At 68.0% G+C, this 15,508-nt stretch carries 8 protein-coding genes; 2 read left to right on the top strand and 6 right to left on the bottom strand.

Annotated features, from left to right (window positions below; all coding sequences use genetic code 11):
- Positions 1-251 precede the first annotated feature (251 nt).
- The 4 genes from KA248_04985 to KA248_04970 form a co-directional block, all read right to left on the bottom strand.
- Positions 252-4,052, bottom strand: coding sequence for a tetratricopeptide repeat protein (locus tag KA248_04985; GenBank protein MBP7829255.1), 3,801 nt, complete (start codon positions 4,050-4,052; stop codon positions 252-254).
- A gap of 14 nt (positions 4,053-4,066) precedes the next feature.
- Positions 4,067-5,509 (bottom strand): MBOAT family protein, encoded by a 1,443-nt coding sequence (locus KA248_04980; protein ID MBP7829254.1) that lies wholly within the window; start codon positions 5,507-5,509, stop codon positions 4,067-4,069.
- A gap of 82 nt (positions 5,510-5,591) precedes the next feature.
- Positions 5,592-6,299, bottom strand: coding sequence for a DUF459 domain-containing protein (locus KA248_04975; protein MBP7829253.1), 708 nt, complete (start codon positions 6,297-6,299; stop codon positions 5,592-5,594).
- Entirely contained in the window at positions 6,296-6,586 is a 291-nt protein-coding gene (locus KA248_04970) for a hypothetical protein (GenBank protein MBP7829252.1), read from the bottom strand. Before KA248_04970 ends, KA248_04975 begins: the two co-directional genes overlap by 4 nt.
- A 559-nt stretch (positions 6,587-7,145) precedes the next feature.
- Between KA248_04970 and KA248_04965 the strand changes: the two genes are divergently transcribed.
- Positions 7,146-8,786 (top strand): GDP-mannose dehydrogenase, encoded by a 1,641-nt coding sequence (locus KA248_04965; GenBank protein ID MBP7829251.1) that lies wholly within the window; start codon positions 7,146-7,148, stop codon positions 8,784-8,786.
- A 9-nt stretch (positions 8,787-8,795) separates the two neighbouring features.
- Here KA248_04965 and KA248_04960 read toward each other — a convergent pair whose 3' ends face one another.
- Together KA248_04960 and KA248_04955 are read right to left on the bottom strand one after the other, a co-directional pair.
- Positions 8,796-11,732: an ATP-binding cassette domain-containing protein gene (locus KA248_04960; protein MBP7829250.1), complete on the bottom strand. Its 2,937-nt coding sequence runs from the start codon at positions 11,730-11,732 to the stop codon at positions 8,796-8,798.
- An 18-nt stretch (positions 11,733-11,750) separates the two neighbouring features.
- Positions 11,751-12,653 (bottom strand): hypothetical protein, encoded by a 903-nt coding sequence (locus KA248_04955; GenBank protein ID MBP7829249.1) that lies wholly within the window; start codon positions 12,651-12,653, stop codon positions 11,751-11,753.
- A gap of 228 nt (positions 12,654-12,881) precedes the next feature.
- On the opposite strand from KA248_04955, the gene KA248_04950 reads away from it, so the two are divergent.
- Positions 12,882-15,383, top strand: a complete 2,502-nt coding sequence (locus tag KA248_04950) for a right-handed parallel beta-helix repeat-containing protein (protein ID MBP7829248.1) — start codon at positions 12,882-12,884, stop codon at positions 15,381-15,383.
- The last annotated feature ends 125 nt before the right edge of the window (positions 15,384-15,508 follow it).

Raw genomic sequence — 15,508 nt, 5'->3', positions numbered from 1 at the left:
GGATCAGGACGCGCCGGGGCGCGTCCGCCGCCCGGCCCACCCCCGGGAGCGCGAGCCCCGCCGCCAGCACCCACCCGCCCAGAATCGCGTTGTGTCTCATGCTGCTCCTTCCTCAACCCCGGCGGGCTTGTCCCGCCGGTGAACAAGGCGGGGGAACGCCGCGCCTGGCGCGGCGTTCGCCAACCTCCCGCTCCTGCCGGACAAGCCGGCAGGGGGCGGTCTCTGTGCCCATGTATTTCTGGAACATGACACTAGAACCGGTAAATCAGGCTGCCCGACAGGCTGCGTTCGGTCTGCTCCCGCAGGGCGTTGACCGAGGCCTCGCCCTCGATCTCCCAGCCGTTGGCCCATTCCCGGCGGAGGCTGGCGCTGAACCCGATCAGGCGGTCCCAGCCCTGGTCGGGCGTATCGCCCGGGTACCAGCCCTGCCCCTCGGCCCGCGCGGCCCGCTCGTTGTAGATATCCCATTCCTCCGGCCGCCCCTTGGACTTCACCACGCCGACGTTCACGCGCACCATGCCGAAATACTTCGGATACGTGCGGCGCAGCCGGACGATCAGGTAGTGCCGCTGTTCCCAGTACGGGGTCCAGTAGAGGTCGCTCGCCATGTCGGCGGTGATCAGCGAATCGTGCAGGCCCAGCCAGATGTCGTAGCGCTCCGAGATCCGCCAGAAATTCTCCAGCATCAGGCGCAGCAGCGAGTTGTCATCCTCCAGGGACCAGTACACCGCCGTCCCGGTCGCGTTCCACTCGTCCTTGGCCCGCCAGATCGCGCCGAGGCCGCCGCCGTCGTACTCCACGATCGCGCGGGCGGACGGCACCATCCCGTGCTCGTACCGGATGGACATGTCGAGCGGGAGGACCGGCCGCCACAGGTATTCCAGGGAGTAGGTCAGCACGGATTCGCCCGCCAGGTCGCCGTCGAAGCTCCGCTGCCGGAGGTCCAGCGTGCCGACCGAGCCGTTGGGGAAGATGTAGGACGAGGCCAGGCCGATCATCGTCTCGCTGGAGTTGAAGTTCGTCGACGTGATGATGTTGGTGCCGACCAGCGACTCCGAGATGGTGGTGATCGTCTCGTCCGTCACCGTGTTGGTGCCGTTTTCGATCGTGGTCGTGACGTCCCGCCGGGTCGTCGTGTTGGTCCGGGTGACCTGGGTCCAGAAGTTCGAGGTGACCGTCTGGTCGATCTCGCCGTACCCGATCCGCCCCTCGAGGGTCAGCCGGGGATTGACGTTGAACCCGCCCTTCAGCGCGACGTGCCACTCGTCGATCATCACGTTGGCCTTGGTGGAGTAGCCCTCGACGCCGAGGTACGGGTGGCGGATCTCGATGAACCGCTCGGTCTCGACGCCGGTCTCGTCCTTCACCGCCTCGGGGACGGGCACGAGGCGCGCCAGGTGCCGCCGCACGTAGGCGTTGAGCTCCTGCAGGTCCTTGTCCGGGTAGCCGTCGCGCTTGAGCAGCTTGACCATCTCGAGGGCCAGGTGCATCTCGCCCTGCAGCGCGGCCATCTCGGCCCGGGTCCGGCGGGCGATGAACACGGGGTGCGTCTTGAACGCCTGCCGCAGCACGTCCTGCCCGCTGGCGTGCCGGTCCGGCTCCCAGCGCTGGAGCATCATCTGGTGGTCGAGCTTCATCGAGTAGCCGTACCGGCTCTGGAGGAAGCCCTGTCGGTAATGGATCTCGGCCTCGTTCAGGATCGCCTCGGACACGTTGAAGAGATCGATGTTGCAGTAGGTCGCCTGCCCGATGTCCCCGTGGGGATAGGCCACGCTCGTGACCTGGTTGGTGTCGCCGCCGAGGGCCTGCACCAACATCTGCCGGCTGGCCTGGAACTCGTAGCGGAGCCGGGCATAGTACTCGCGCAGGGTCTCCTGCCGGTCTTTCGCCTCCACCCAGAGCAGGTTCGGGAGCTGGTGCACAAGCCGGCTCCCGCGGTTGGTCGGGGACGCGATGCTGGCGAACACCAGGTGGCTGTTGATCTCCCAGAACCCGGTGTCGCGGTGCGCGCGCAGTTCCGGGAACGTGGCCGACCGGATGTCGTTGCTCAAGATGTGCCCCACCGAGACAAACACCGACATCGGCACCCGGAGGTCCTCGGCCAGCGGCGTCGCCCAGCGGAAGGTCGAACGCAGACCGTCGTCGAAGGTGACGCAGGCCACCCGGTCGGGAACGTAGTCGTAGAGCATCGGGGGCGACACGTCCTTTTCCCCCGTCCACGCGTTCCGGATCGATCGGAAGAACCGGTACAGGATGGGCCGCCGCTGGACCCGCTCGGGCCGGGTCCGGCTTTCGAAGTACGCCGGGAATTGCTCGGGCGTGAGGAACTTGAAGTTCGCGCGCTTGAGGGTCATCAGGTGGTCGCGGAACTGGCGCACGGAGGGATACGGCGTCCATTCGCTCGAGGAGAGCCGGTTGTATTGCAGCGTGAACACGGCGCCCTGGGCGCCCTCCTGCTCGAGCCGGTTCAGCGACTCCATGGCGTCCCGGAACCGGCCGCGCGCGAAATAAAGCTGCGCCCACATCAGGTGCCGGTAGGGGTCACGCGGGTTGAGGTCCCGCAGGTTGGCCCGGAGCTGCTTCTCCGCGTCGTCGAGCAGCAGGCGGCCCAGGTAACACTGGAAAAGGCCGAACAGCGCGCGGTCGCTGTGCGGATTCTTCTCCTCCAGCACCATCCGGAAGTGCTCCTCGGCGCGGCCGTAGTCTTTGTCCAGCGTCATCATTTCCGCGTAGAAGAGGTGGCCGTTGATGTCGCCCGGATCGCGGCGGTAGGCGTCCTGCCCGGCCTGGACGACCTGCTTCATCGTGAAGGTGTTCTTGTCCCGGTCGTGCTCGGCCTTCATGAAGTACGCCAGCCGCCGCTCGATCAGCGCCTTGGCCTCGTCGCTGTCGGCGAGGTCGCGGACCCGCTTCATGGCCCTCACCACCTCGTCGTTCTTGCGCTCCCGCATGGCGATGTCCGTCAGCAGGTTCAGGGCGGCCAGGTTGTCCGGCTCGATCTCCAGGACCCGCTCGCACTCGTACTGGGCCTCCTTCAGCGAGCCGATCAGCACCAGCACCTCCGCGCGGGCCATCATGTACTCGGGGTAATCCGGCACCAGCTCGTTGATGCGGTTCCAGTGCTCGAGCGCCTCCTCGTACTCCTCGAAGGCGGTCAGGGCGCGGGCCAGCTGCAGTTCCACGTCCAGGCGGTCCGGGTCCAGCCGGTACAGGTCGTTCAGCTCCTTCATCGCCTCGTCGAACTTGCCGTTCCAGAGCAGGATGCTCGCGAAGGCGAACCGGGTCTCGTACTGGTCGGGATTCATCGCCAGGCTGCGCCGGTAGAGCCGCTCCGCCTCGTCCAGGTTGCCGTCGCGGGAGGCGAACTGGGCCGAGATGTTGTAGGCCACCGGCTCGTCCGGGGCGATGTCCATGAACTCCTTCGCCAGCCGGCGGGCATCGTCCGGGCGGCCGGAAAGCCAGTAGTCCCATACGAGGGTCTCCCAGGCGTCGATCAGCGTGGGGTCGTCGGCGATGACGGACTCCAGTTTCGGGATCGCCTCGTCGTACCGGCCGTCCTGCGAATTCAACATCGCCTCGTACATCCGGGCGCGGGGCGTGGACCGCTCCAGCTCGGCGGCGCCCGGCCTGACCGGCGCGGCCACCGGCAGTAGATCGGCGGCCGCCGGGGCCCGGATCGCCTCGGCCGCGGCGGCCTCGACGGGCGGGAGGGCCTCGGGCAGCACGCGTTCCAGGGCCGGCAAATCGGGCGTCGGAACCGCCTCGACGGCTTCGGCCGCGGCGGCCGGGAGCACCTCGGGCAGCGCGCGCTCGAGGGCGGGCAATTCAGGGGTCGGGACCGCCTCCACGGCCTCGACGACCTCCTCGACCGCGGCCGGAAGGGGCTCGGACAGTACGCTTTCGAGGGACGGAACCGCCGGAGTGACGGCGGTTTCCGGTTCGCCGGCCGGGACGGCCTCCGGCGCCGTGTCCTGGGCGGCCGCGGCGCCCGCCAGGAACAAACCCAGCAGGGCCGCGGCAAGACGGCGGCTCTTTTCGTATCGGTCAGGCACTTTTTTTGAGACCGTTAGAATTGGAAGTAGATAAACGGCGCCACGCCCTTCGGCCCCAGCGCCAGGATCACCGTCAGGATCGCGGCCGTCACGAGGCCCTGGACCGCCGCGGGCAACCGCCCGAACGCGTTCCACAGCCGCTGCGCCCGGTCCCCGTCAAACCACTGCATCCCGTATCCCACCACGATGGCCAGCAGCACCGGGCCGGTGACAAGCGTCGAGGCCGTCCCCCACAGCTTCATCGCCCGCAGCATGGTCAGGGCGTGCTCGAACGTCTCGCCGCGGAAGAACAGCCACGAGAGGCACACCAGGTGCCACACGGCCAGACGCTTGAGCCAGAGCGCGAACAGGCCCTCCCCGGACCAGCCCTGCCGCTCCATCGCGCGCCGGAAGAACCGCTCCACGCTCAAGTACACGCCGTGCAGCGCGCCCCACGCGATAAACGTCCAGCCCGCGCCGTGCCACAGGCCGCCCAGCAGGAAGGTGATCAGGAGGTTGCGGTAGGTCTTCGCTTCCGAGCCGCGCGAGCCGCCCAGCGGGATGAACAGGTAATCGCGAAGGAAGGTGGACAGGGAAATGTGCCAGCGCCGCCAGAATTCCTGGATGGACCCGGCCAGGTACGGGGCGTTGAAGTTCAGGTTGATCTGGAATCCCAGCAGGATGCCCAGCCCGATGGCGATGTCGGAATAGGCCGAGAAGTCGCAGTAGATCTGGATCGCGTAGCCGTAGACGCCGATCAGGGTGTCCAGGGCCCCGTACAGGTCGGGCCGGGCGAACACCGGGTCCACGATTTGCTGCGACAGGAAATTGGCCACGACGATCTTCTTGAACAGGCCGCCGAGGATCAGGCACGCCGCGCGCGCGGTATCGATGGTCGGCGGCGGGCAGGGCTTGCTGATCTGCGGCACGAGGTCGCGGGCGCGGACGATCGGGCCGGCGACCAGTTGCGGGAAGAAGGCGAGGTACAGCGCGAAATCCAGGAAGCTGTCCGCCGGGGGCATCACGCGCCGGTAGACGTCGATCACGTAGCTCATCGCCTGGAACGTGAAGAACGAGATGCCGACGGGCAGGATCACCTGGCCCAGGTAATCCAGGACCGGGAACCAGGCGTCCAGGTCGAACTTCAGCCAGCCGCAGACCGCCACGACCTGCTCCGCGAGGAACCGCGAGTACTTGAAAAACCCGATGCTCGACACGTTGAACGCGACGGCGAGCGTCAGCAGCAGGCGGCGCACGTGCGGGTTCTTGCCGCGGTGCATGCCCAGCGCCATGACGTGGTTGAAAACGCTGGAGCCCGCCAGCAGGGCGATGAACCGCCAGTCCCAGTAGCCGTAGAAGAACCAGCTCGCGGCCAGCATGAACACCTTCCACGGCCCCGTGTACCGCCGGATCAGCGCCCAGCTGACGAAGAAGACGATCAGGAAAAAGAGGGCAAAATCGGTGGTGGGGAATATCATGCCGCCCGCGCCTCCCGGCGCGGGGAGCATCCTCCCCCGCCGCCCTTCCACGCCGATGCTTGCCTTGCCTTCGCCCGCGGGCTCATGGAGTCGGAGTCGCTTTCCACAGGAAATCGATCACGGCGGCCGCCAGCAGGTCGGCGCCCTCGCGGCTCAAGTGGATGTTGTCCGAGCTCCGGACGCGGAGCGGCATCCCGTTGGCCTGGATGACGTAGGGCGCGAACTTACCCGGGGTGCGGCTCAACACCGGGCGCGTCTCGAAGAAGGTCACGCCCCGCTTGGCGGCCTCGGCCGAGAAGATCCGGTTCATCAGGTCGGCATCCTCCCGGTTCTTGTCCTCCTTCATGTCCGGGAGCTGGAGCCAGAGGACCCGGGTGCCCTTGCCCGCGCCCAGCAGGTCCATGGCCTCGCCCACGCGGCGGGCATACTCGGCCTCCCAGGCCGCGTCGCCCGGCTGGATCACGGCCTCGCCGGTCTTCATCGCCTGGTGGTCGTTGGCCCCGAGGAAGACCAGCGCCGTGTCCGGCTTGAACTCGTCCACGAGGGTCCGCATCTGGGCCAGCCAGTCGAACACGTCCAGCCGGGCCAGGCCGGAGCCGATCCGGGTGAACGCCTTCGTCTGGACCTCGGGCTTCCGCGACAACGCCAGCTCCAGCGAGTGGGCCGGGATCTGCATCATCGAGTCGCCCACGATCAACACCCGCTGGGGTGTGCCCTGGGCTCCGGCCGGCAGGCCGGACACCACTGACAGGGCGCACGCGATCGTCAGCCGCAGGATGTTAGTCTTCACGGGGTATCCTCCGATTGGCCGAACGTGTTCTCGATCCAGATGCGGGGCGCGGACAGCCGCGTCACCGAGGAAAGGTAGTCCAACGGCTTGGAGGCCTGGACCCAGACGTCCCACCAGAAGCCGTACGGCCGGCGCGTGGCCTCGCTGTAGATATGGTGACCGTTGAGCAGCAGCGCCGCCACGAAGAACACGACCACCGCCCCCTTCACGGAAGACGGGGGCACCCCGCAGCCCGCCTGGGTGCGCCGCTCCCCGATATCCACCCGTTGTTCCGCCGGTTTCACCATGGCCGCCTCCACCGCGTCACGCCACAAGTTCCCCGATGGTCGTGAATTGAAGTCAAACACGGATGAAGTCCGCGTGCAAGCAAGATATGGGCTTCGGCGCAAGGCCTCACTCCTGTAGGGGCGCCGCTCCTTTCCCCTGCAGGTTGGACGGGCCCGCGGCCCGGCTATTCATGACAATCGCCCGGCAGGACTGATTCATGAGAACGGTGAACCCTCGATCCGTGAAGGGAATGCGATTTTTCTCGAGGGGACTCCCCTCGCGAAACGCGGGGGTCCGGAATCCGCGGAGACAACCGGCCCCGCGACCGGGGGCGGTCGCGGGCTACGCCGAGTGCCGCATCCGCGGCGTCCGCGTAGCGCGGCCTCGCCCTCGAGGCCGACGCATGCCCTGCTGTGCGCGGGCCTTGTTCTTCCATGGTTGGAACGGGTTACGCTCCTTTATGAATCAGTCCTGATCGCCCGGGCCGCCGAGGCAATTCGCATTGACGCCGACGCCGGGCCTCCCTAGCATGGGCACCATAACGGGGCCGGCGCGCCCCGAGCTAACCCGGAGGCTCCCATGGCCGAGTATTCCGTCAGTCCCAGCGGCGAAAAGTTCCCGCTCCCGCAGAAATCCGACTATGCCGCGGAGCTCCAGCGGCTCGAGGGCCTGGCCAAGGAGGCGCGGGCCCGCGGGCAGGAAGTCGTCGTGGTCATGGGCCTCGGGTTCGTCGGCGCGGTCATGGCCGCGATCGTCGCGGACTCGACGGACCGGAAAACCGGCAAGCCGAACAAGTTCGTCATCGGCTGCCAGCGACCGAGCCCCCGCAGCTTCTGGAAGATCCCCCTCCTCGCCCGCGGCGAGTCGCCGGTGAAGGCGGAGGACCCCGAGGTCGCCCCCATGATCGCGCGCTGCGTGCACGAGAAGAAGACCTTCGTGGCCACGTACAACAGCGATTGCCTGGCCCTCGCGGACTGCGTCGTCGTGGACGTCCAGTGCGATTACAGCAAGCACGACCTCGGCAACCTCCGCACCGGCGAGGCGGACATGGCCGCGCTGGAGGCGACCATGAAGGTCATCGGCCAGAAGATCCAGCCGCACTGCATGGTCCTCATCGAAACCACGGTCGCCCCCGGCACCACGGAATTCGTCGCCTGGCCCATCCTGAAGAAGGCCTTCCGCGCGCGGGGACTCCAGGAGGAGCCCGTCCTGGCCCACAGCTTCGAGCGCGTCATGCCGGGCAAGAATTACATCAGCTCGATCCGCGACTTCTGGCGCGTGTGCGCGGGCTGCAACCCGGAGGCCCGGCAGCGCGTGGAGAAGTTCCTGCACGAGGTGCTCAACACCAAGGACTTTCCCCTGACGGTCATGGACCGGCCGATCGAGTCGGAAACGACGAAGATCGTCGAGAACTCCTACCGCGCGACGATCCTCGCGTTCCTCGACGAGTGGAGCGTGTTCGCCGAGCGCAACGGCGTGGACCTGACGAAGGTGATCAAGGCCATCAAGGTCCGGCCGACGCACAACAACATCATCTTCCCCGGCCCCGGCATCGGCGGCTACTGCCTGCCCAAGGACGGCGGCCTCGGCTACTGGGCCTACCGCCACCTGCTGGGCTTCGAGGACGACATCTTCAAGATCACCACGAGCGCGATCGACATCAACGACACCCGCGCCCTGCACGTGGCGGAGCTCGCCCGCGACGCGCTGCGGAACATGGGCCGCTACATCGCCGGCTCGAGCGTCCTCGTCTGCGGCGCGAGCTACCGCGAGGACGTCGGCGACACGCGGTACAGCGGCTCGGAGATCATCATGCGCCGCCTCGCGGAGATGGGCGCGGAGATGAACTGCCACGACCCGTACGTGGATCACTGGTACGAGTTGGAGAGCCAGGACACCTACCCGGCGCCCGGCCACTCCTGGGGTCGCTTCTTCCGCAACCAGGAGGACCTCAAGAACATCCGGGTGCAGAAGGACCTGCCCGCGGCCTGCCACGACGTCGATGCGCTGATCCTCGCCGTCCGGCACTCGCCCTACCTCAAGCTGAATCCCGACGACGTGGTGAAGTGGGTCGGCGGCCCGCTGGCCGTGGTGGATTGCTTCGGCATCCTGTCCGACGACCAGATCCGCCGCTACTTCGAGCTCGGGTGCGAGGTCAAGGCGCTCGGCCGCGGCCACCTGAAGCGCCTCAAGGAAGAGGTGCGCGCGCCCCAGAAGTAGCGCGGCGCGTCAGCGGTTCCGGAGCAGGCGGGGCAGCGCCCGGATTCCCAGCAGGCCGAACAGGGCCGCGGACAGCGCCGCGAGGGCGGCGAGGTTGAAGGCGTAGGTCGGCCAGAGCCCGCCGCCCCACCGCTTGCAGCCGGCCAGGAAATGCGCGCCGCCCCAGCGCGACTCCGGAACCCGGTACACGGGCAGGGTCCGTACATACAACCCGTCCTCCGCCTCGCCGAGGGGTCGGAAATCCTGCAGGTTGAGGGCCTGCTTCTCGATGGAACGGCTCGTGTTCCGCCGCTTGAGCCGCTCCAGGCCTTCCGCGCCGAGCTCCGCTTCCAGCCGGTCCAGGATCGCCCGCTTGTCCGCGGCGGCGGCCCGGCGCTGTTCGAACACGGTTTGCCGGCAGGCCGCCAGGTACTCCTCCGCCCGGGCCCGCCCCGCGTCGTCGAACAGGTCGGATCCGCCCGCGCCGGCCGGCCGGTCCATGCGCTGTTCCAGGCGGGCCAGCTCGTTCGTCAGGATGCGCTGCCGCGCGGCCAGCGCATCGGTCCGCCCCTCCTCCCGCAGCAAGGGGATCGACTGGAGGAGTCCCACCAGCTCCGGCAGGTAGTGGTCCAGGTCGAACTCGGCCAGGCGCAGCCGCGCGTCCGCCTCCGCCAGGGGGCGCATGTAGGCATTGCGCAGGTACTGCTCCACGACGAGCGCCTCGTAGCCCCAGCGCGGCGGCATGAGGTTGGCGTACCACGGGACCTCCCGCGCTCGCGACCGCGGCGCGAGGAGATCGTCGTACGGGATCACCACGCCGCCGAGCAGCATCTGGGGCACGATGAGCAGCGGGATGAGGATGTAGATCGTCACGGCCGAGCGGAAGGACGCGGAGATGTTCAGGCCCAGCAGCCCGGAGCAGAACGCGCACAGGAAGAGCGCCGCCCAGCCCCGGAACAGCAGGCCGGGGATCCCGACGAGCGGGAAGGCGACGAGGACGAAGAGGGCCATCTGGAGGGCCGCCACGAGGGCCAGGTAGAGGGTCTTGGACTCGATGTAGCTCCACCAGCTCAAGTGAAGGAAGCGCTCGCGCCGCAGGATGCGCGCGTCGCGGCAGATCTCCTCGGCGCTGACGCTCAAACCGAGAAACACCGCGACGATGACGCTCATGAAGAAGAACACGTGCACGTTGTTGTTCTCGTGGAACGAGGCGCCCCCGCCGAACGCGCCGCGCGAGACCAGGCCCGTCAGCAGCCCGAGGACCGGCGGCTCGAGGAGGGTGACCAACCGATAGGCGGCATTGGCCAGGCGCGCCCGGACGTTGCGCCGGAAGAAGACCGCCAACTGGCCCAGCCGGCCGGGCCGCCGCAGGCTGGGGACCGGCGGAGGGAGGTCCGCGGGCGGCGGCGGCCGGGCGCGCTCCGCCTCGACCTCGCGGTATCGCTCGTTCCACTGCTCCGGCGAGACCCGGCGCCGGCGGGTGGACTGCCCGGCGTGATCGACGGTCCGGGCCTCGAGGATGTCGAAAATCTGCTCGGGGTTCACGCTGCCGCAGCCCGGGCAGATGGATTCCCAGGCGCCCGGCAGATTCCCGCGATCCCGGAAATAGGCCACGGCCTCGACGGGCGTGCCGGTGAAGACGGGCCAGCCTCCCAGGTCGAGAATCCACAGCGCGTCGAAGAGGCGGAATAGCTTCGAGGAGGGCTGGTGGATCACCACGAACACCAGCTTGTCCCGCGCGGCCTGTTCCTTGAGCAGGCTCATCACCGTCGCGGAATCGGCGGAGGAAAGGCCCGACGTAGGCTCGTCCACGAACAGCACGGTCGGCTCGCGGATCAGTTCGAGGGCGATGTTCAGCCGCTTGCGCTGGCCGCCGCTGATGGCCTGCTGCAGCGGGGAGCCGACCTTGAGCCCCGCGATGTCCGCCTGGCCGAGCTCGGTCAGCAGGGACCGGACGCGGGCCGTCCGCTCCGCCTCGTCCAGGTGGGCCAGGCAGAGCCGGGCGGCATAGTCGAGGTTCTCGAAGACGGTCAGGTCCTCGAACAGCAGGTCGTCCTGCGGCACGAACCCGATCACCCCCTCGGCGGCGCCCGGCCCCGCGTGAATATCGCGCCCGTTGAGCCGGACCTCTCCCGTGCCGGGGCGCAGCGTGCCGTTGAGGATGTTCAGCAGGGTGGACTTGCCCGCGCCGCTGGCGCCCATGATGCCCACGAGCCGGCCGCTCCGCTCGGCGAAGGAAAAATCGTGAAGGCCGTAGCGGCCGTCCGGGAACCGGTAGGACAGGTTCGCGCCGCGGAAATCCAGGACCGGGCCCGCGGCGGCATCCCCGCGAACGGCCGCGGCGACGGCCGCGTGGGACCGTTCGCTGCCCCACCGGTCGCGCAGGACCTGGCCGGGATGCAGGAGCCAGCCCCGGCCCGCCTCCAGCGGATGCCCCTCCAGCCAGACCGGCTCGTTCCCGGAGGGCTGCACGAGGATCAGCCGCTCGACGCCCAGCGCCAGGACCGCGAGCCGGCCGTGAAACTCGCCGTCCCCCATCCATCGCCCGCCGGGGCCGGGCGGATGGGCGAGGAACTCCTGGATGCGGCCGGTCTCCGCGTCCAGGTCCAGGTCCCGGCCCAGCTGCCGGGCGAGCCGGGCGGGCCATTCGGAATGCGGCGCCACCGCCCCGGCCAGGTCCAGGATATGGAGGACCGCCGCCATCCGCTCGGCGCCGCGCAATCGCGGTTTCAGCGGGGCGACGATCTCCTCCGCGGCGCGGAGTAGCGCGGCCTCGTCCGCGCCCTCGTGCAGCTCGGTCAAGTCCTGGTAGAGCCCGATGTACACGCCCGCGTCCGCGAGCCCGACGTGATTGTTGAGGTAATCCAGCGTCCGGCGGCGGGCGGCCTCGCGGGCGCCGCCGCGCAGCGGCGCGGCGGCCAGCGCGAAGAAGTGCAGCAGCCCGTTAAGGACGGGTTCGGCGATCATGGCGCGGCCCCGCGGAGGTCAGTTCCCGACACCAGCGCGCAGGATGGACCGGCGCATCGCGGCAATCTGCTCCCCGATCTCGTCCCAGATGGCGGCGCGGTTCTCCTCCGGGATCCGGCCGGCCTGCTCGTCCTCCACCACCTGGGCGATGCTGCGCACGACGTCCAGCTTGCCCGGCGCGTCGCAGTCGATGCCCAGCGCGGCGGCCTGCCGCTCGAAGGCGGCGAAGGCGCGCAGGACCATTTGCATCCACGGCTCGCGGCCGGGTCGCGCGGGCTCGTCGTAGAGTTGCGCGCGCAGCTTCCCGGTGGCGTCGTGGCGCTGGAAGTAGCCCATGACATGGGCGGCCTCGATGGAGAACCCGTAGAGCGAGTCCATCAGGAAGTGCGCCGTGACCGGGCTCGACAGGGCGACGGGGATTTCGGCCACCAGGCTGTCGGCCAGCTCGTTCAGCGTCTGCCGGACGTCGATCGCCCCGGGATCCTCCGCGGCCTTCTTCAGGATCGCGTACGAGCGGCCGCTGAAGTCGGCGTGCGAGCGCAGGTCCAGGGCGGTGACGATTTCGTCGAGGCACTGCATGGCGTCGGCGGTTTCCTGCCGCTTCTGGAAGGCGATGGCATAGACGACGTCGAACAGTTTGAGGCCCGCGAACTGCTGGAGCTGGCAGCGGGCCCACGACGGGTCCGGCCGGCCGGGAGCGAGCAGGTCGGGCTGGTAGGACAGGCCCAGATCCTTGAGGCGCGCGGTGCGATCGAACATCGACTGGACGTTCTCGCGGGCCAGGATTTCCTGGACCTCGGCCGAGAGCTGCCGCAGGGCCTCGACGGCCACCTGCGGGGCGTCCTCCGGAGCGCCGGGCTCCTCCGCGGCGGCCGCGATTCCACCCCATGCGAGCGCGATGCCGGCCAGCAGGCATTTCATAGGCGATTCCCCCCGTCTGGTTTGAAAGGGGCAGAGTAGCGCCGCCCTTCCGCCGCGTAAAGAAGTGTCTGGCCCCCCTTCCCATCGCTCCCTTTTTTACCCGGTCTCCCGTTTTCAACCTTTCACACCTTGCAAAGTGTGGAATGCTTCAGGGCGGGCGCGGGCCGCCGGCATGTCGGTCGCCGGCTTGTTTTTACAGGCCGCGCGGAAACGGGTACGCTGGAACTGATGCGATCCGGCGCCATAACGCTCCTGGCCGCTCTGGCGCTTTCGGCCCGGGCCCAGACGCACCGCTACGTGGATGCCGCGGCGGGATCGGACAGCGCCTCCGGGCTGACCCCGACCCAGGCCTGGCGCACGATCCAGCGCGCCGCCACCAGTGCCGTGCCCGGCCGGATTGTCCATATCGCGCCCGGCACCTACCGCGAAACCGTCGGGCCGACCAACAGCGGCACGGAGGCGTCCCCCATCATCTTCCGCGGCGAAACGTCCAACGGGGCCCGCGCGATCCTCTCCGGCGCCGTCTCGTCCCGGACCCTGACCTGGGTCCGGTTGACCAACAACACCATCCGCCTTCCGGCCAGCGTCGCGCCCAGCAACATCTACTACACGGCCCTGACGGGCTGGACCAATCTGCCCTCCCGGATCACCTGGGTGGACGGGACCAACCGCATGGCGCTGCCCAGGGCGCGCGAGCCGGACTGGACCGTGACCACGGACTGGAAATACCACGAGAACTGGTGGCAGGCCGACGCCGGGTCCACGGACCGGCTCTGGGACGCGACGACCGATCCGGCGGGCGCCTACCCGGACGTCCAGACCGGCCACCTGGGCTGGATCAACGGGTTCACCAATTCCTTCCTCACCGGCGCCGTCGTGGTCGCCACCGACCACCAGCAGGCCCACGACACGTACCGGCGGACCATCACGCAGCACGGGGCCGCCTCGGGCTACGTGCGCTTCGCCTCGACCACGCTCTACACGCTGGGCTCCAACACCAAGTACTACGTCGAAGGCCCGCCGCAGTGCCTCGACCGGACCGGCGAGTGGAGCATCGTCCGGATCGGCACCACGAACCGGCTCTACCTCTGGCCGCCGAACAACAGCCACCCGACCAACCTGGACCTCGAAATCGCGCGGCGCGGTATCGGGTTCAATCTCCAGCACCGGTCGCACATCCGCGTCGAGGACCTGGTCCTCCAGGACCTCACCAACCTCGAGGGCGGCTACACCGGCAACGAAGGCGCATTCTGGATCCAGAACTGGGACGGCGACAGCCGCGGGCTCGTATTCGACCGCCTGACGATCCGTGACGTGCCGATCGCCTTCCGCCTGTACGCCAACGCCGCGCTGGGAATCGTCAGCAACCTCACCCTCCAGAGTTCGGACATCGGGCCGTGCGACAGCCCGGCGATCCTGACCCTGTTCGACACCGGGGTGACGGCCCGGGTGGGCATCTCGACGCTGCTGATCCGGAGCAACACGTTTCATCATCTCGGGTTCGCGTCGCGCATCGACCAGGGGATCGGCCTGCTGATCACCGATCCGCACCGCCTGCTTTTCGAGGGCAACCACGTCCACGACGTCCAGCAGAACGGCCTGGTCCTGGCCTACGGCGAGGAGTCGGACAGCCTGATCCTCGGCAACCTGTTCGAGCGCTGCGCGTTCGGGGCGGCGGACTGCGCGGGGTTCAAGGTTTGGGCCAGCGGCGGCGCGAGCAGCCGGATCCTGGTCATGCGGAACACCTTCCGGGACAACCCGGGCTGGACCTTCCCCGTCAGCCAGATCAACTGGTGGGACAACAGCCGGGGCCGGTTCGCCGGGTTTGGAACCTACACGGATATCGTCCGCAGCCCGACCACGGACCACTATGCCGTGGTGTATTACCGGAATGCCGCCTACCGGAACGGCTACGCCGGGTTCTTTATCGCCCACAGCCGCGACATGGCCCTGTTCAACAACGTGTCCGCCGGCCAGCCTCACGGCCTTTCGCTGGACGGACAGCTCTCCGCCATGCCGGATCTGAACTCGAACAGCGTCGCCTTCAACAACTTGCTTCTGGTCCACCAGACCAACAGCAGCATCTACGCGGATTCCGGCCTCTCCATCCGCGCCCCCAGCAACGAGATGACCCGCCTGCGGGCGGACTTCAACGTGTACCAGGTCAGGGGCGAGGGCGCCGCGGCCATGCGGCATTACCACCGGTGGGACAGCGAAGCCGAATCCTGGCGGCACAACCTCTACACCAACACGGCGGAAATCCGGGACCTGACCCCCTGGGAAGACCATGGCCGGGATGCCTCGCCGGATAGGGACACCGTGGCGGACGAAGCCGCGGGCGATTTCCACCTCTACTTGAACAGCCCCGCCGTCGATGTCGCGGACACCCCCCAGGCCGCGATGAACTTGCTGGCCAGCCTGGAGTCGATCCTCGGGATCGATGTGGAGGATGAATCCGTTTACGGGGCCGGTTATGACGCGGGCATGCTGGAATGCCATCCGGAATCCGTGGAATTCGTCGGAGCGGCCGTTTCCGAAGGCGGCCAACCCGTGATCACCTGGTCCAGCACACACGGAGCCGCCTACAACCTGGAATGGACGACCGACCCGTTTCAATCAGAATGGCAATCTGCAACACAATTATCTTCAAGTGGTTACACTACATGCTTCACAAACACGCCCGAAACTGACACCTATTTTCTTCGGGTCTGGCTGGACGGGCCGGAATAAACTTGATTTACGGGCGGCCCGAACTAGACTTCAGACTCCAATTTCAGGTGCGTCAGGGCAACCGAACGCGGCTGACAATATGTCTCAAAACATTGTCTGTGAAGCAGATATATCGCAGATCGGTC

Source organism: Kiritimatiellia bacterium (genome assembly GCA_018001225.1).
In the GTDB taxonomy this organism is placed as follows: domain Bacteria; phylum Verrucomicrobiota; class Kiritimatiellia; order CAIQIC01; family JAGNIJ01; genus JAGNIJ01.
This window is presented reverse-complemented; position numbering and strand designations above follow the sequence as displayed.